Annotated in this window: 15 protein-coding genes and 1 pseudogene; 14 read left to right on the top strand and 2 right to left on the bottom strand. The window is 37.9% G+C overall.

The features are described 5' to 3' along the window. Nucleotides 1-5 precede the first annotated feature (5 nt). The 10 genes and pseudogenes from MKY14_RS20195 (at nt 6) to MKY14_RS20150 (ending at nt 13,227) form a co-directional block, all read left to right on the top strand. Nucleotides 6-3,347 (top strand): non-ribosomal peptide synthetase, encoded by a 3,342-nt coding sequence (locus MKY14_RS20195; protein ID WP_340977181.1) that lies wholly within the window; start codon nt 6-8, stop codon nt 3,345-3,347. Between the two features lie 5 nt (nt 3,348-3,352). After that, a complete protein-coding gene (locus MKY14_RS20190) occupies nt 3,353-7,738 on the top strand; it encodes a type I polyketide synthase (RefSeq protein WP_076195212.1) in 4,386 nt (1,461 codons plus the stop codon). A 350-nt stretch (nt 7,739-8,088) separates the two neighbouring features. After that, a pseudogene (locus MKY14_RS20185) lies at nt 8,089-8,535 on the top strand (sigma-70 family RNA polymerase sigma factor); the annotation flags it as partial. 342 nt (nt 8,536-8,877) lie between these two features. Then, nucleotides 8,878-9,060 carry a hypothetical protein gene (locus tag MKY14_RS20180; protein WP_256716045.1) on the top strand — a complete coding sequence of 61 codons (183 nt, stop codon included), beginning with the start codon at nt 8,878-8,880 and terminating at the stop codon, nt 9,058-9,060. Beyond that, complete coding sequence (locus MKY14_RS20175) at nt 9,053-9,859, top strand: RHS repeat-associated core domain-containing protein (protein ID WP_256717230.1); 807 nt, start codon at nt 9,053-9,055, stop codon at nt 9,857-9,859. The genes MKY14_RS20180 and MKY14_RS20175 overlap by 8 nt, the downstream gene beginning before the upstream one ends. An 8-nt stretch (nt 9,860-9,867) precedes the next feature. Further along, entirely contained in the window at nt 9,868-10,269 is a 402-nt protein-coding gene (locus MKY14_RS20170; RefSeq protein ID WP_076193581.1) for a CDI toxin immunity protein, read from the top strand. 355 nt (nt 10,270-10,624) lie between these two features. Further along, on the top strand, nt 10,625-11,548 hold the full coding sequence (locus MKY14_RS20165) for an RHS repeat-associated core domain-containing protein (RefSeq protein WP_340977180.1): 924 nt from the start codon (nt 10,625-10,627) through the stop codon (nt 11,546-11,548). Between the two features lie 5 nt (nt 11,549-11,553). Next, nucleotides 11,554-11,958 carry a hypothetical protein gene (locus MKY14_RS20160; protein WP_076193578.1) on the top strand — a complete coding sequence of 135 codons (405 nt, stop codon included), beginning with the start codon at nt 11,554-11,556 and terminating at the stop codon, nt 11,956-11,958. 494 nt (nt 11,959-12,452) lie between these two features. Further along, nucleotides 12,453-12,839: a hypothetical protein gene (locus MKY14_RS20155; protein WP_340977179.1), complete on the top strand. Its 387-nt coding sequence runs from the start codon at nt 12,453-12,455 to the stop codon at nt 12,837-12,839. Beyond that, a complete protein-coding gene (locus tag MKY14_RS20150; RefSeq protein WP_340977178.1) occupies nt 12,805-13,227 on the top strand; it encodes a hypothetical protein in 423 nt (140 codons plus the stop codon). The genes MKY14_RS20155 and MKY14_RS20150 overlap by 35 nt, the downstream gene beginning before the upstream one ends. A 33-nt stretch (nt 13,228-13,260) precedes the next feature. Here MKY14_RS20150 and MKY14_RS20145 read toward each other — a convergent pair whose 3' ends face one another. Beyond that, nucleotides 13,261-13,449, bottom strand: coding sequence for a helix-turn-helix domain-containing protein (locus MKY14_RS20145; protein WP_076193570.1), 189 nt, complete (start codon nt 13,447-13,449; stop codon nt 13,261-13,263). Nucleotides 13,450-13,616: 167 nt separating this feature from the next. Then, nucleotides 13,617-15,734 (bottom strand): Piwi domain-containing protein, encoded by a 2,118-nt coding sequence (locus MKY14_RS20140; protein ID WP_340977177.1) that lies wholly within the window; start codon nt 15,732-15,734, stop codon nt 13,617-13,619. Nucleotides 15,735-15,852: 118 nt separating this feature from the next. Here MKY14_RS20140 and sigK point away from each other — a divergent pair, with 118 nt between their 5' ends. The 4 genes from sigK (at nt 15,853) to MKY14_RS20115 (ending at nt 18,004) form a co-directional block, all read left to right on the top strand. Beyond that, nucleotides 15,853-16,404 carry an RNA polymerase sporulation sigma factor SigK gene (gene sigK, locus MKY14_RS20135; RefSeq protein WP_340978044.1) on the top strand — a complete coding sequence of 184 codons (552 nt, stop codon included), beginning with the start codon at nt 15,853-15,855 and terminating at the stop codon, nt 16,402-16,404. A gap of 239 nt (nt 16,405-16,643) precedes the next feature. Beyond that, nucleotides 16,644-16,961, top strand: coding sequence for a toxin C-terminal domain-containing protein (locus MKY14_RS20130; protein WP_340977176.1), 318 nt, complete (start codon nt 16,644-16,646; stop codon nt 16,959-16,961). Nucleotides 16,962-17,014: 53 nt separating this feature from the next. Then, entirely contained in the window at nt 17,015-17,542 is a 528-nt protein-coding gene (locus tag MKY14_RS20125) for a hypothetical protein (RefSeq protein ID WP_076193563.1), read from the top strand. 192 nt (nt 17,543-17,734) lie between these two features. Further along, complete coding sequence (locus MKY14_RS20115; protein ID WP_340977175.1) at nt 17,735-18,004, top strand: RHS repeat domain-containing protein; 270 nt, start codon at nt 17,735-17,737, stop codon at nt 18,002-18,004. The last annotated feature ends 66 nt before the right edge of the window (nt 18,005-18,070 follow it).

The raw sequence follows: 18,070 nt of genomic DNA, 5'->3' as shown, positions 1-18,070 counted from the left end.
ATATAATGCTAGATAACAAACAAAAGAGTAAGGCTGATAACAGTTTACTAAAACAATGGCTACAGAATTCTATAAGTCATGATGCAAAGGGGATTATAGCGACCGCTCCTACAGGAGTAATTCCTCTATCTTTTGCTCAGAAAAGACTGTGGTTTTTACAACAATGGATGCCAGACTCATCAGGATACCATCTTCCTATTATATACCATATAAAAGAACAACTGGATGTCAATAAGTTGGAAGATAGCTTTAGAGAATTGATAAACCGTCATTCTATTTTACGAACTGTTTTTATCGAATTAGAAGGAGAACCTATTCAAGTTATTCTGGAGTCTCTAGAATTCGTACTTCCCTCCACAGATATCTCTATGTTGCAGATTATTGAGAGGGAAAAGAAGCTTAATTCAATTTTAAAAGAAAGTGTAAATCAACTATTCGATTTAAAAAATGGTCCTCTATTTCGTGCCGAGGTGATCCAATTGGGTATTGAGGAATGGATATTTTCTCTTTCTATTCATCATATTATAACGGATGGCTGGTCGAATGGGATTTTGATGAAAGAGTTAATTGCCGGCTACGAGGCGCGTTTAAATGGAATTCCATTAACAAAGGAAATGCCTCTTCAATATTATGATTACGCACGTTGGCAGACAAATCAATATGAAAAAGATCAATGGAAAGAGCATATGAAGTTTTGGAAAGAGTATTTGGAAGGAGCTCCTGCGTTAATAGAGCTCCCTCTGGATTATCCTAGACCAACAGTCCAGACTAGTAGGGGGGCTGTTTACGAATTCAACGTACCAGAGAGTACGTTGCGAAGTTTTCGTGATTTTTGCCTAAAAGAACAAGTCACCCTAGTTATGGCATTTCTAGCTCTATTTAAGCTGCTGCTTTATCGATATTCTGGGCAAGAAGATTTGCTAGTTGGACTTCCAGTCTTTAATCGACCAAAGAAGGAAATGGAAGGAATTACTGGTTTTTTTGCTAACACGCTGGTTATCCGTACGCGCATACCTGATGAGAAAATGACTTTCAAAGAATGGCTTCATAATATTCGTGATTCGGCATTGTCGGCTTATGAGCATCAGGAACTTCCCTTTGAAAAATTGGTAGAGATGTTACAACCAGAGCGTTCAACAACCCATAATCCTATTATTCAAGCTATGCTAAGTGTAGGAGCCGGATCATCTCAAGCCAAGCTTATGGGGGAGGGATTTAAAACATGGTCTACTCATCCATATGAGAGAAGTACAGCAAACTTTGATTTAACTCTCGAAATTACAGAACTAGAAGCTCCCAAGTTTTCTTTTGTATATCGCACTGACCTCTTCAAGTTGGAGAGTATACAGAGATTGGCAAAGCATTTTATTACTCTTTTACAAAACATTCTGGTTTATCCCAATCAAAGTATTGCTGAAATTGAGATGCTTTCCCTCGATGAGAAGGAAAAAATTCTCAATCATTGGAATGAAACAAGCAAAGCATACCCGGAGAATCTTCTTCATGAGCTTATAGAGCAGCAAGCACAGCGTTCACCGGATGCTCAGGCCATTTGTTTTGAAGAGACTTCGCTAAGTTATCAAGAGTTGAACGAACGTGCTAATCAATTGGCACATTTTCTCCAGAAGGAAGGGATTAATTGCGGGCAATTTGTAGGGGTCTGTATGGAAAGATCTATTGAAATGGTTGTAGCACTACTTGGAGTTCTAAAAGCTGGTGCAGCTTACGTACCTATTGACCCAACCTATCCTGTTGACCGTTTAACGTATATGTTGGAAGACTCCGGTGTGGCTTTCCTAATAACACAGAATTTCTTAGAAAAAGAACAACTCCATTCAATATTTACAGGTGCTATCAAATGTCTGAATCTGAATGAAGACTGGTCAGCTATTGAAACACAACCTAAATTCAATCCGAAAAGTGAAGTAACAATCGATTCTTTGGCTTATATGATTTATACCTCGGGTTCAACGGGTAAACCCAAAGGAGCTATGAATACACATAAAGCAATTAATAACCAGTTGTTGTGGATGCAGGAAGAATTTAAAATCTCTGCAGAAGACCGATTACTACAAAAAACGCCGTTTAGCTTTGACGTATCTATACCTGAAATATTTTGGCCCCTTAGTATTGGTGCTTCCTTATACCTAGCAGTACCCGAGGGGCATAAGGATCCATCTTATTTAATTGAAGCTATTCAGAAAAATCAGATTACTATTATTGGCTTTGTACCGTCCATGTTAACAATATTTCTGGAGGACCCGGAGGCTAGTCGTTGTACAAGCTTGCAGCGCGTTTTAGTGGCTGGAGAGGCGCTTACATCGGATTTGCAGAATAATTTTTTTGGATGCTTTCCTAGCACAGAACTGTACAACCTTTATGGTCCAACAGAAACTGCAGTGCATGCAACTAGTTGGAAATGTAATAAAGAAATGGAGAAAGCAGACATCCCTATTGGTCGACCTGCTGCTAATACGCAAGTCTACATTCTTGATCGTTACCTTTCCCCTACGCCTATTGGGGTTGCGGGGGAACTGCATATTGGTGGCGTTCAGGTAGGAAAAGGTTATTATAACCGTAGTGAATTAACTAATGAAAAATTCATCTTAAATCCATTTAAACAAGAGGAATTATTGTACAAATCTGGGGATCTAGCGAGATTTACCACAGAAGGGGTAATTGAATATTTGGGACGGCTAGATCATCAAGTAAAGTTGCGTGGCTTCAGAATAGAACTAGGAGAGATCGAAGCAGCAATTCGTTTGCACCCAAAAATACGGGAAGTTGTTCTTGACTTAAAGGGAAGTTCTCCTGATGACAAACAGCTTGTAGCATACTTTACAACAGAGGCTTACTTTCAACTTGAAGCTAGAGAGATTAGAAGTTTTTTAGGTGCTGTGCTACCTGAATATATGGTGCCGAGTTTTTTCATCCAACTTACACAGATGCCTCTCTTGCCCAATGGGAAAATTGATAAAAGGTCTTTGTCTAATGCACACAATATTTTGGAGGAAAAAAAGGATCCCATTAAACTACCTTCTTCAGTTCTTGAAATTGAACTTGGACAAATATGGAAGGATATATTACGGATAAGCGAAGTTGGGATAGAGGATAACTTCTTTGAAATTGGAGGACATTCTCTTTTAGTTATTAAAGTTAGATCTAAAGTATTAGAAAAATTACATAAAAACATATCAATGATGGACTTATTCCGTTTCAGTACAATTCAATCTTTAGCTCAATTTATGAACGAATCCACTAATACGGATGATACAACAATTTCAAATGTTAAAAGCAGGGCGCAGAAACAACGAGAAGCAATTAATAAGCTAAGAGGAAGGAGATAGCTATTATGGGTTCTAATATTGAGGATAATGAAGAGGATTTCTCCGGAGGAATCGCAATTATTGGAATGTCTGGGCGCTTTCCTGGGGCAGAAAATATTGAAGAATATTGGGAAATGCTCTGTAATGGAATAGAGGGAATACAGGTTCTAAGTGAAAAAGAAGATGCTATAATGAGAAAAAATCCCAAACTCCGTGATCACACTGATTATGTACCGGCAGGTGGGTTTATAAATGGGGTGGATGAGTTTGATGCCTCGTTCTTTGGTTATACGGCCCGCGAAGCACAGGTTATGGATCCACAACAGCGTATTTTTTTAGAAGAGGCATGGACGGTTTTAGAAAAAGCAGGTTATGATTCAAAGCAATATGAGAATCGTATCGGAGTATTTGCAGGAGCAGGAATGAATCAGTATTTTCTAAAGCATGTCTATCCCAATGAAGCAGCAATAATATCTGTGGGCAGTTTTCAGACTATGTTACATAATGAAAAGGATTATTTATCCACCCGAGCAGCTTATAAATTGGGTTGCAAGGGAGCTTCGCTAACACTACAAACAGCTTGCTCTACATCACTCGTAGCTGTAGCTATGGCTAGTCAAAGCCTTTTGTGTTATCAAAACGACATGGTAATTGCTGGAGGAGTTTCGCTGCCTGCGATGGAAAAATCAGGATACTTATATGAACAAGGCGGGATTGCATCCCCGGATGGGCACTGTAGGGCATTCGATGAGAAGGCACTGGGAACAGTACCAGGAAATGGGGTGGGCGTGGTTCTATTAAAAAGACTAGAAGATGCCCAAGCGGATGGTGACCATATATATGCAGTAATTAAGGGATCTGCAATGAATAACGATGGTGAACAAAAAATGGGCTTCACTGCTCCGAGTATTGAGGGACAAGTTGAGGTTATTGCAGAAGCGATTGCCCAAGCGAATGTAGGAGCTGAAACAATAGGCTTTGTTGAAGCACATGGTACTGGTACAAAACTAGGTGATCCGATTGAGGTAACAGCTCTTACAAAAGCGTACCGAATGTCTACAGATAAAGAAGGTTTTTGCGCATTAGGGTCCGTAAAAACGAATATAGGTCATCTTGACATTGCTTCTGGGGTTGCAGGTCTTATAAAAGCAACAATGGTTTTGCAGAATAAAATGATTCCTCCAACATTACATTTTCAAAAGTCAAATCCAGAGATTGATTTTGAAAAGAGCCCTTTTTATGTAAACAGTAATTTAATCTCCTGGCCTGAGAAACAAGTTCCACGTAGAGCTGGAGTTAGCTCGTTTGGGCTTGGAGGAACAAATGTACACGTTGTTTTGGAAGAGGCGCCTTCTAGAGAAGAATCGGGAGCTTCTAGACCTTACCAGTTAATCTTTTTATCTGCCAAAACACCGACTGCCTTAGACAGAATTAGCGAAAATCTAGTAAATACACTTACTGGTCAAGCTGATTTGCCCTTAGCTGATATTGCATATACCTTGCATGTTGGAAGAAGGGTGTTTCCTTACCGAAGAGTGATGGTGGCTGAGACAAATAAGGAACTTATTCATAATTTATCGCAGAAGAAGACAACCTCACCGGAAGATATTAGTTCAGGTCAAAATTCTGCAGTGCCCTTATTTTTATTCCCGGGACAAGGTGCCCAGTATATAAATATGGGTAAACAGCTCTATGAAACGCAGCATTATTATCGCAAGTGGATAGATGTGTGCACCAATCTGTTTCAGATACAACTAGGAGAGGATCTTCGCCAACTAATGTACCCTGCAGAAGGTACAAACAAAATTCTTGAAGAAAAATTACAGCAGACGCAAATGGCCCAAGCAGTAATTTTTACTACTGAATATGCAATGGCCCAACTTCTTATATCATTTGGTATCCATCCACAAGCAATGATTGGTCATAGCTTAGGTGAATTTACTGCTGCTGTGCTGGCTGAGGTTCTTACATTAGAAGATGCTATCTATCTGGTGTCACAAAGAGGCAGGTTGATGCAATCAATGCCCTTCGGAGAAATGATATCTGCATCTGTTAGCGAAACTCTTGCATTGCAATATTCAAATGATAGAATCTCAGTTGCTGCAGTGAATGCACCTTCACTTTGTGTTTTTTCGGGCACTGGGGAGGCTATCTCTCAATTGGAGGTTCAATTGACTACGGATGGGATTGAACATCGGCGTCTACATACTTCTCATGCCTTTCATTCTGCTATGATGAAACCTGCAGCGGAAACATTTGAGAACATTGTTAGAGAAGTAAAGCTATCCCCCCCTAAGATTCCTTATGTATCTGGATTTACAGGGACTTGGATTACGGATGAAGAGGCTACTGACCCAACGTATTGGGCTAGACAGTTATACGAAACAGTATATTTTGCTAAGGGGGTAGAAACACTTATAAAGGATATGAACGGAGTACCGATTGAAGTAGGACCGGGGCGTACTTTATCTGTCTTTGTGTCTCAACAACCATTATTACAGAAGCAAGCAATCCATACCATACGTCATCCCTTAAACCAGAGAGAAGATTATAAAATTCTGCTTGAGGCACTGGGGGAATTGTGGCTAAAAGGTATTGATATTGATGTCCGAGGTTTGTATGAAGGTCAAAATAGGCATAGGGTTGTACTCCCGACTTATCCATTTGAAAGAAAACGTTATTGGCTAGAAGAAGGGTGCATTAATTATGAAGTAGGAACAACTACTAATAATGACATCCAATCAACATCAAAAGATGACTTTCTATATAAGCCAGAACAAAAAGTGACTACATCAAATACGATAAGTACTTCTCCTGCAGATGTGTTATTGGGCATTACTGCGCTTTGGAGTGAACTCTTGGGCGAAGACCGAGTTGAGATAACGCAAGACTTTTTTGAACTGGGAGGTCATTCTCTACTTGGCATTCGTTTAATGAAACGTATGAGGGAGCTTTTTCAAATAGAACTTCCTGAGAGTACATTATATGAATTTCCGACAATTGAAGGGTTAGCTGGAGCTGTACAAGATGCTACTCTTAAACAACGGAGGTTGCCTAAAATTCACTGTGTTGAACGAAGTCAGCATATCCCAGCTTCGTGGATTCAAAACAGAATGTGGGAGCGGGAGATGATTCAAGGAGGAGAGTGCTGTACTACAGCAGTGGGATGGGAATATAAGGGCAACTTGGACATTTCATTACTTGAAAGATGTATAAATGAGCTAATTGAACGACATGAAGTACTGCGCACATCGTTACATAAAGATGAAAAGTGCGAAGAACTATTACAAGTCATTCAAGATTCTGTGGATATAGATTATCATCTGCCAATAATTAATTTAACACATTTAACTGAAGATGAGCAGGAACGAGAGATGCATGCATTGGCATTTATTGATGAGAGTACTCCATTTGATCTTAGTCGGCCTCTGCTCTGGCGTCTCACGCTTTACTTACGTTCAAATCATCGTTATGCGTTATTTATTAATGCTCATAACAGCATTATGGATGGCCCCTCTGCAAATATATTTTTAAGGGAACTGGGGGGATTGCTCCATCTTAGAGGGCAGGGTAGTGCAGATACTTTACCACCACTTCCAGTTCAGTTTGCTGATTATGCCAAGTGGGAACAAGAAATTTGGTCGGGTGATCGTTATACTAATTACCTGTCATATTGGAAAGAAAAGCTTAAAGATATCCGAATTACAAAATTACCCACTGACAGACCAAGGAAACCTGAGGGTGCAAAAAGTGCAGTTGAATCGTTTACTCTTAATCCAAATGTATCAGAATTACTGAGAAAAACCAGTCATACATACAGTTGCTCACTTTACACTGTTCTATTAACAGGATTTAATATCGCAATGCATACAATAACGGGTATGGAGGACCTGGTGACAGAGACTTCCTTTTCAAATCGAAATGTCACTGATATTGAGGGTATAATTGGTAGTTTAGTTAACTTTGTATTATTACGAGTGAACTTTTCTCAGAATTCTGCGTTATCAGAACTAATTTTGAGAACAAGGGAAACAGTAAACGGTGCAATTGCTCATAGTGAACTTCCTTTTGTGAAAATTATGGAAGAATTATATCCTGAGTTATACCGTAGTGAGAGAAACTATGTCCGAGGAGTTGCCTTTACACAGTATGAAAAAGGTAGTAGTCCTCCTTGGCCTGGCCTAGTTACGGAACGCAGATTGTGGGCTAGAAGATCATTATTTGATTTTTATATGAGCGCAGTCGATGAAGGTGAGGAGGGCATAGTATTTAATGTGGAATATGATTCATATCTTTTTGATTCCGCTACAATTAAAAGATGGCTCGTCCAGTATAATGATATTCTGCAGCAAATTGTTACAGCTCCTAACTCCCATCTGAATGATTTTGTTGCAATATCTTCTACTTATTGAGAAGGTAATGAAAGTATTTTTTAGTTTTTTTACTAACTTGTCAGTTTTAACAATCAAGTACTTCTTGAATCGTCAATAATTACTTTGTCTCCTATTCGAAGGTACGTGATGTAACAAGCATAGAGAATTTGCTTTCTCATTTAAGTCTCTTAGATCATTTAGTTATTATTGATAATAGTAAAACAGATGATGAGATTATTTGCGAAGCAGATAAAAGCGGAATAAGTTAATATGTCAATGAATTTCAGAATGGACGCATATTATTGAGCAATAATTGAAAAAAAGGAGACAAATAAACCAACTAGCATCGTAACCGATCACGTTGGTTTTTTTTTACATCATATCGTGTCCATAACCTCAAAAAATTCGATAATACCGGAGAAGACATGGAGGATTTAATCTCCATCGGCACGATCGGCTTGATTAAAGCTATCGAGAGCTACCGCCCGAACAAAGGGACAAAGCTGGCCACTTTTGCGGCACGCTGTATTGAAAATGAAATTCTGATGCACCTAAGATCCTTGAAGAAAACACGGAAAGACGTATCTATGCACGATCCGATTGGGACAGACAAGGAAGGTAATGAAATTACACTTATCGATATCCTTGGTTCGGAAGCGGATGATGTTATTAAAGAAGTGGATTTGAAGATCGAGAAGAGTAAGATTTATCGCAACCTAGATATTCTGGATGACCGAGAGAAAGAAGTTGTGGTGGGTAGGTTTGGGCTGGATACAGGTGGAGAAGAGAGGACGCTCATGAAGCTTTATCATGAGTTTTATAAGGCTAAGCGGTAGGATCTTAGATAATAACTAAAGATTCACTATAGAGTGTTTTAAAAGTGACTTGCCAACAAGGGAGTTGCTTTTTTGTTAATTCAAGTAGTTGGGCTAAATGAACATAAAAAAGCATATTCAGAAAATTAACTTTGTAACTGCTGAGGGTTGTTTTATGACATACAAAGAAATATATGATCTTTATATTCAATTGTTGCTGGCGGACTTCGTGCGATAATGAGAAAAGGTAACACACATACGCAAGTAAACTATGATTTAAATGGACAGTTTATTACGGAAGAAAGGTTAAATGGGAATAATATCGTGTAGAAATCCACGTATGTCCGAGGCGACCGAGTTTTGGTGAAGAAAGACAAGACCACTAGTAAAGATTACTATTATCTGTACAATGGTCACGGCGATATTGTACAGAAGGTAGATACGAGTGGCGCAGTAGTGAATAGCTACGCCTACGATGTGTGTGGCAACATTACCACAAAAAGAAGAAACACTAAACCCATTCAAGTACACAGGGGAAGTGTATGATGAAGAGACAGGACTATACTATCTACGGGCACGGTATTATGATCCGAGTATGAGGCGTTTTTTAAATGAGGATACGTATGAGGGGCAGATTGATAATCCGCTGAGTTTGAATCTTTATACGTATGTGGAGAATAATCCTTTGATTTATTCTGACCCCAGTGGTCACCAGTTGTTACCTACTGGAACAGGCTATAGTAACAAGAAAATGCTTCAGCATTGTATGAATGTTGGTGCTGGAACATGTTGGAGCGAATTTAAGGCGGGGACAATCGAAGCCTCCATCGCAGTTGCAGACTTTTTAGTTGTGGATGACATTAATACAATATTAAACCCTAACGCATCTTCATTTGACAAAACCCTCGCCGCTGCTAATTTTATACCTATTGCAAAATTTGTTAAAGGTGGTCGACTTATTGTTAAGTTGGCGAGCAAAGAAGGTAGGCAAATTGAGAGGGCTATTAATTTTACCGGTACCGGAGTAGAAAAAATTCTTGAATCCACTCTTAAATCTTACGAACAGGCTAGAAACTTAGCACTTGATATTGTTGGTGATCTAGGACCCGGTTCTAAGTCAGTAATTGGTCGATTACCTAGTAGTGCAGGATACGGTCAAGTTGTTGGAAGACAATCGGCTGATGGGAAGTTGTTATGGAGACTAGACTATGATCCAAATAAGGGGACTCACATTAATATTGAAGACTATCGTGGTGGCAAAGGCAATAATGCAACTAAACTGGTAATTCCCTTTGAAGGAAATGAAAGTACATTTAGGTCGCTATTAAAGCACCTTCAACCTTAGGAGGCTATATGACTTTATTTGAGGAATGTATTCAAGCACTTGGAGATGGAACGGAGATAGTAACTATTCAAAAAACAGAAGAACTATTTAGTCAACTTGTGAGCTTTTTTCCAGTCACATCTTGGGGAAGAATAAATTGGGATAACATATCGAGGTGCTATGAAATCTCAAAGCCTCAAGAGGTTTTATCGATTATAGAGAATGAATTTAGTGGGGATTTTAATTCGAAAGTATTTCTACTCTGGAATTATACTGATGCTCCTAGCGTTTATACAGAGTTAAGTCAAGTATTAAATAACATCGATGACGTTACTGCTGTAGGTTCAGATACATGGATTTTTTGTCCATCATCCGGTTATGTAATTGAGTATTTTCATGAGGGACAAGTAATGCTTGGCTTCAAAGACTAATTATTTTTCATTAAATAGATGTATAATGATCTTGTATCATATATTTTCTAATTTAGCTTCACTAGTTCTGTTGATATGAATTAGTTTCTAAATGTAAAGCTATAACAAGCACGCAAAGACCTTTCTTAGTCCTACTAAGCAAAGGTCTTTTTATAGTTTGTCGACCACCCAGTACCGAATGAACTGAATCGGTTCATTCAAATATATTTAACTGTCGTAATCCCACGATAACTATTTCTCCGATTTAAGTGTACGCACATGAAAGACTCTAATATTATAAGTGATAACGGAAGAAAAGCTAAGCGGCAGTAGTGTTGTGCATAAGGCGAACTTTGTTCGCGGAGACCGGGTGCTAGTGAAGAATGACATCACGGCGGCAAAAGATTACTATTACCTTTACAATGGCCATGGTGACGTGGTACAGATTGTGGATACGAAAGGTAAGCCGGTGAACAGCTATGAATATGACGTATGGGGCAACATCACTAGCCAGATAGAAGGAGTCTCCAACTCCTTCAAATATGCGGGCGAAGTGTATGATGCCGAAACAGGACTTTATTATCTGCGTGCACGGTATTATGACCCGAATATAGGGCAGTTTTTAAATGAGGATACGTATGAGGGGCAGATTGATAATCCGCTGAGCTTGAATTTGTATACTTATGTTATTAATAACCCGCTTAAATATATTGACCCAACAGGAAATATGCATGAAATGGGCGGGAAATCGTCTGGGGGTTCTGGTGGAGGAGGAGCTTATACAGTTCCAAAATGGTTAGTTAGTGAATTTAAGTTTGTTAAAACACAAAGTCCAAGGACCTTACCTAAAAATTTAAAAATACCAACGGATAGCGCTAATTCTTCTAGTAAGTTGAGAGCAGAAGTCAATACCCAAAGGAATAATACTAAGGGGACCGTTGAAGTTGAAAAAGCATTAACAACTTATAACCCTCAATTTGCTGCTCAGCAAATGCTAAAGAATGGTAAAGTTCCAATAGAGAATTTGGAAAGCATGGTTCCTAACGGTGCTGCCAACGGGTTTAAACCTTCCGCAACAATAGCAGATGGGTACAAGTATAATTATGAGATTAACGGTACAAAAATTGAAATAAAATGGCATGCTCCTGATGCGAATGCTGCTGCTAAATTTCCTAGTAGCAATTCAGGAAGCAATTGGACTGCACAAATTAAAGTTGGAAACAAGTTGCTTGGTCAAGATGGTAAATTCTATAGAAATCCAAGTAATATCACGCACATACCTGTTGATTTTGGGAGGTAATAATTTTGTTGGATTATTATAAATCGTTGCCTGATTACATTTCCACAACCCAATTAAGAGAGTTGTTTGAGGAATTCATTTCGTCGAATAGTTCAAACAAAAATGATATTGGAGTTGCATTAGAGTCATTAGTTGAATTAGCAGACAGACAGTGGCATACGTATGAGTTAATCGACTCTGAATTAAGAAATAGGGTTGAAGAATGGATAATTGGTATTTGTAATAAAGAGTCGTTACATGATATTGAGCTAATCTCATTGATTATCGGACGGCTAGGTTTAGTAAAGGTTTATATACACCTGAAAAATTTACTAACTGGTAATGTGAGAAATGAGATTAGGACAGTTATTCACGAGTTAATTGATGAGTTAGACGGTCATGTCGATGACCCTTATCATGGAATGAAGTGAAAAAATGAACACCTTGATTGGCTACGTGCCTTTCAAGGTTGTTTTTTCGTGGGGCTACCCAGTGCCGAATGAACCCATCATTCAACCAATAACACACTTCACCCAAGAAATACCGTTATAAGAATTTCATGATTTATGTTGTACGCACATTATTGCTTGACAAGTATAACCTAAATAACGCTAGTTCGTAACAAAAAAGGGTCGATTATGGTCAGATACCACCATGATTGACCTGTTTTTGTTATCTACGTTATCCTCTTTTTTTTCAAATCAATTGCACCTGTAAATTAGCTACTGTGATAGCCATAGCGAGAAGATACTTAATCATAAAGTTTTTCACAACTTAATGAATGGATGGCTCGATCATTACACTGACAGGACGTAATTGAACATCTTGCATAGGGAAGGTCATGTGTTAAAGGCTAGCCACCGACTCCCTCATTACTATAATACAAACGGCAAATACGTCAAAAGTTTTGGCCGTGGGGGAATGCATGAACAACATACAAATTTCTATTGATAAAGTTTCACTTGAATATCATGGAGTGACAGTGAGCTTTTACAATCAACTCGCACTGTCATTTCGAGATTGGTTTGATATTAAACCAACTATACGTCACAAAGGTTATGTATACCAATGGCATCTAGCAATGGATGATGCTTATCTTTATTTGCGGTATCAACCATGGTGTCAGAAAAAATCAAGGAAGTACACGTTACAAATTGAAACTCATCCAGACCACTTAGTTAAGTTTCAACGCTTGCTTGTTACCTTATATAAACTTTCGCAGAAAGTATACCTTAACCGAATTGAATTGGCTTTCGATATTCCATATCCAATGAGCAATGAGCAATCTGTTCATTACTTCCAATACGGGTGAAGGAACTCGATATTTTGGGCGAAAAGACCAAAGAAAGCAACATGCTTATTGCCATAACTATGATAAAAAGTTAGAGAGGAAATGGAAAGGAATTGAAGAAGTGGTGGAACGAACAAGAGTGGAATTAGTATACAGACCCGTTGAGAAAATACCTTTAGAAAGTATCATTCAGTATCCACCTAAGTTCAATGATTACTATACTTGTAGCATCATTATGGATTTGGAAGCTGTTAGGGTGGAAAAAAGAGCCATGATACTAGCATTACAAAATGGCTTAATGCTACCCGATGAACTAAGCAAGCATCATCGGGCATCAATAAAAGAAATGATGTCCTCACAGCAATTAGTTGATTTCGATGGCTTGCCGCTGGGCATTAGGCAGATTTAATAACGATAATCTGTGCTTTAGTTTGCGGCAAGGTTAGTCATCTTCCAGTACAAGAAGTTCGTTTAGGCTGATGTTGAGTGTTCGGCAAATCTGTTCCAAGGTGTCGAAGTAAGCTGCATTCACTTTATCGGAGCAGAGATGGCTAATTGTACTCGGTCGAATGTTCATTCTTCGTGCAAGTTCTCGTTGACTAATTCCTTGTGTTTCAAGGATTTCTTTTATTTATTTTGAACAGTTTGATAATGATGTATTGATCGTTGCTGTATTATTTCCTGGTGAGAAATAAAATAACAACATGTAAAAACGAAAAAATATGTTGTTCTAAATGTATTAGATTCTGGATTATCATAATAACAAATAAACCTCCCAGTATGTGGGAGGTTTATTTGTTATACAAAATGTAGCGATTTGCCAGAATCGAGCGGAAGCCATTGCCGGTTAAAGAAAGTAGAGCTTAAATCGGCATAATATGTAGTAACGGGAAGGCGACATTTTAATAAGGAACCAATATGCATGAACGAAAGATGATAAATATCTTGAATTATTGTTTCGATTGGTAGTGATCCCTTTTTCTTGATGATTTTAATTGGTTGAGCTGTACCGACACGAGGATGAGGATTAGTAGCGATGAGATACGCTAGATCGTCTCTAACATAGCAAAGCCCTGGTTTTGTTTCCCAACCTTGCTTATCAACGTTTAGAGCCATACGACGATTCGTTTTCTTGATAATTTCTACCATGTCATATTCTACACCTAAACTATTCATCACTTCGTCTAGACTATCTAAATCTTCTCTACAAAAACCATCACGATGAAACGTAATATGCTTTGGTCTTTCATTGTAATGTTGATGATATTGATCTACCGCTGAGTACACAATTTGGCACATAGTCTCATGGCGGATTTTTTCGCCGGCTTCATTAGAGGTATTTGCCCTACTGGACAATACTCTGCCGTCTTTTCCTACGATCTGTACAATACCAGTAGAGTGTCTGCCAGCTTCATGAGATACATCTAGTCCAATAAAACAATCGGATGATAGGGATGAATTTAAGATCCACGGTTGAATGCCTGATTTAGAATAAAGCCCCAATAATATATTGCCTAGAATGTAGTCATTAGCTTTTTGAAGAGTTTCCATAGTTATGAACTGAGTCGGTACTGAAGAATTCCCTCCGAACTCCTTCTTTACCGTGTCATACCACATGCCTGAAATTTTTTCTGGGATTATCACGAGCGTCAACTCTTGAAATGAATTTTTCGTAAGCTCTTTAAGCAGGATGGCAAGTTGGTGTGGATTTGTGAAATCAATAGATTTGTTCCGATAGGCTCCTGATTTTTTTAAGATTGATAATGGTACACCCCATTTATGGGATAGCGCATTCAATTTATCATTAAAGTCAGTTATGACATCGAGTTTTGTGTCTATCAGTTCTGGGTATACAAGTAAATTAACGGATAAAGGTTTTGAGGCTACTACACCGCCCTTATCAAGTCCATATTTAAGCTGTGTTTGAGTAACATTTTTTCCGAATTGAAGAGTAGGATTTGACAACTCCAATATTTCATACCCAGCTTGCTGGACTAGGAGCTTTTGTCTATTAAATTTAATTTTATCAGTGCGTGCTAATATTTTTTGTATTTCATCCAGCAATGTTTTAATTTTTTGATTTGCGTTTTGTTTATAAATTTCTGATGTTTGACGCACTACACTAGAAGGAAGTGACTCAAAAGTAAGCTCTTTTTGTAGCATAGCTGGTGCATAAGCAATGCGAGTTCCATTAAATGCTTTTAGATAGACAACAGGCATACTCTGTTCAAGTTTATCAACTTTCCAAGCTTGCTTTCGTTCTTTAGTAAAATAACTAACAACTGATTGATTAAGTTCTGGAATTGCATCATTGATTGTAGAATTGGAGATTTCCACAAACTCATAATGAAGATTGTTATATATATCAATTACTCGATCGCCTTTAAAAATTGCGTTTGATTTTATTAAATCATATACCGATGCATTTGTACGATAACTATGATTTAAATCAAAACCAATGGTAATTTTGCCCGTATAGCCTACAGTAATATCACATTGTATAACCCTATGTATTGAAATATTTTCTACGACTTTTTCAGCTTTTAACCACGTGAATTTCCGACTTCCAGCAGCAATTTCTTTTTTTGGCTGAACACTTTCAATAGTTCTTAAAAGTAATCTTTCCAAGATAGTTCTCTCTGCTAGGATAGTGGGATTAATTGAGCGAATTTCATATTGAGTGAATGTGTACTCACCCCAATTTTCAATAGGTTGCCAGCTTGCAATATAGTGATTGAAAAAATCGATAACAAGCGACCTGTTTAATTTTCTTAAATCAAAAGAAGCATTTCCGTTTTCTGTATGTTGTTCAAATACATTACGCACAGGTAGCGTATATAAATGAATATTTAGAACATTTGTATTCGTGTCTGATTCCCATTCTGTAAGTACGTAGTGTGTTAGTGGTGTATTCATAATCTGTTCTGTTCACTCTCCCTATTGGCCTATACCGCAAAATCCATATGGCATATTTTAACTATACAATATATCCCATGCATCATCTATAAGCATCTTTAAATAAGGGTTCTAAGATATTATTTTATTACAAGGTGATTTTACATCGTATCATGTCCATAACGTCAAGAAATTCGATAACACCGGAGAGGACATGGAGGATCTGATCTCCATCGGCACCATCGGCCTGATTAAAGCTATTGAGAGTTATCGTCCAAACAAAGGAACCAAACTAGCCACATTTGCAGCACGTTGTATTGAAAACGAAATCCTGATGCATCTAAGATCCTTGAAGAAGACTCGTAAAGACGTATCCCTGCATGATCCAATTGGGACGGACAAAGAAGGTAATGAAATTACACTTATCGATATCCTTGGCTCCGAAGCGGATGATGTCATTAAAGAAGTCGATCTTAAGATCGTGAAGAGTAAGATATATCGTAACCTAGATATTCTGGATGACCGGGAAAAAGAAGTTGTCGTTGGGCGGTTTGGATTGGATACGGGTGGGGAAGAGAGGACACAGAGGGAGATTGCGAAGGAGCTTGGGATCTCGCGGAGTTATGTGTCGCGGATTGAGAAGCGGGCACTTATGAAGCTGTATCATGAGTTTTATAAGGCGAAGCGCTAGGATGTTAGAAAAAGTTAAATATTTACAATAGAGTATTTTAAAAGCGACTTGCCAACAGGGAAGTTGCTTTTTTATTATATCAGATAGATGTGCAAGATGAATAAAATGTTGGAACATCACTAGATAGAAAGAATCTCTAACTCCTTTTATATACAGGTGAAGTATACGATGAAGAGACAGGTCTTTACTATCTAATGGCACGATATTATGATCCAAGTATAAATGAGGATACGTATGAAGTGCAGATTGATCAATTAATGAGAGATTATGGAAGATTTCAAGTTATGGGCGATGCTATGCTTGGCGCTGCTCTAAGTCTATTTTCCGGTGGAAGTAAAGATAAAGTTTTAAAAACTCAAGTAAGCGGTAAAACCTTAAGATTAATAAATAAAGAAACAGATATGTTAGCGGAATATTTGGGTTTTACAAAGACGAAAGTAAAAATTAAGGATAAACTAGTGTATAAAAATGGTAAACTCTATATTGCCCAAGATCTTGATTTGCATATCGGAGGTATATGTAAATTGATTCAAAAAAAGGGATATTTGGTTGAGTAAAGATACTCATTTGGGTACTTATGATGCGTTATTAAATAGGATTGGAGATTGAAATGTACAAATTCTTTTGGAGGATTACTAAATATAACCCAGCTAACCGTATTAATGATGTATACACAAAAAATGAATGGACTTCAATAAGTGATGTCGGGAATTTGTATCCATCTGGAGATTTTTTAATTGAAAATTATTTAGAAACTGAATCATTATATATAACGGCTATAAATTTAATAATGAATGAGAATAATTTAAACACAATTCAAGTAGTAGATCTAGAAAAATATAACTTTGACGTGGAGAAAGCTGAATTCCATTCCATCTACACTGACGAGATGAAAAGTATTTATAACAGTGTGAAAAATGGCGACTATATCTCTGTGTACGAGTTGAAATTACTTTCTCAATTAATTTTAAGAGAAAAGATTTGGTGTAAATTTCAAATTAGAGAGATGTTTGTTCACTTTGGTTTTGATTATTACATGTATTTAGGGAGTGTGAAGGAATGTAATGATTCTTTAATAAAGATCATTAATTCAGGTTTATTTGTTGAGAGTTTTGAATCACCTTATTTAGAAGAATAGTAGTGCTTTAGCCACATACGAGTGTAATAACTCTATGTGGCTTATTTTTTGTAATTTAGCATTTGACATTCTGAGTATGGCGGTGGTTGAGAATATAGTTATGATGCTCTAAATCGTCTAACCTCCGTCAACGATGCATTAAAGCACACACGCTTTACGTACGATGGGGATGGTCAACTTGCGAAAGTCACGGTGCAAGCTAAAGGTGGAACGGAGCAAACGCTGAATACCAAGAGCTATAACAAAGTTGGGTTTTTGACGAGCAAGCTGGAAGGGGCTTCTCAAAGTAAAAGCTTATTCTATAATACATTAGGGCAATTAACCAGCAAAACCGATCGTAACGGCAGTGTGTTTGGATACAGCTATGACGAAATTGGCGCGCTCAAATCCAGTACGGTCAGCGGGATGATCAATAACGTATCGCAGACACAGAAAACCGAAGTGATCTATAACGACGGTTAGATCTAAAAATGTAAAGGCATCGATGGATAGCTCTAACTCCTATAATAAGTTGAGGGCGGAAGTCAA

This window comes from Paenibacillus sp. FSL R5-0887 (assembly GCF_038002305.1).
In the GTDB taxonomy this organism is placed as follows: Bacteria; Bacillota; Bacilli; order Paenibacillales; family Paenibacillaceae; genus Paenibacillus_AQ; species Paenibacillus_AQ odorifer.
Note: the sequence above shows the minus strand (reverse complement) of the source record. Positions and strands in the feature narration are given on the sequence as shown.

Excerpts from the sequence above, each read along its gene's own strand:
- MKY14_RS20195 (WP_340977181.1), top strand. The coding sequence starts at position 6 with ATGCTAGATAACAAACAAAAGAGTAAGGCTGATAACAGTTTACTAAAA.
- MKY14_RS20190 (WP_076195212.1), top strand. The coding sequence starts at position 3,353 with ATGGGTTCTAATATTGAGGATAATGAAGAGGATTTCTCCGGAGGAATC.
- MKY14_RS20170 (WP_076193581.1), top strand. The coding sequence starts at position 9,868 with ATGACTTTATTTGAGGAATGTATTCAAGCACTTGGAGATGGAACGGAG.
- MKY14_RS20155 (WP_340977179.1), top strand. The coding sequence starts at position 12,453 with ATGAACAACATACAAATTTCTATTGATAAAGTTTCACTTGAATATCAT.
- MKY14_RS20150 (WP_340977178.1), top strand. The coding sequence starts at position 12,805 with ATGAGCAATCTGTTCATTACTTCCAATACGGGTGAAGGAACTCGATAT.
- MKY14_RS20140 (WP_340977177.1), bottom strand. The coding sequence starts at position 15,734 with ATGAATACACCACTAACACACTACGTACTTACAGAATGGGAATCAGAC.
- MKY14_RS20125 (WP_076193563.1), top strand. The coding sequence starts at position 17,015 with ATGTACAAATTCTTTTGGAGGATTACTAAATATAACCCAGCTAACCGT.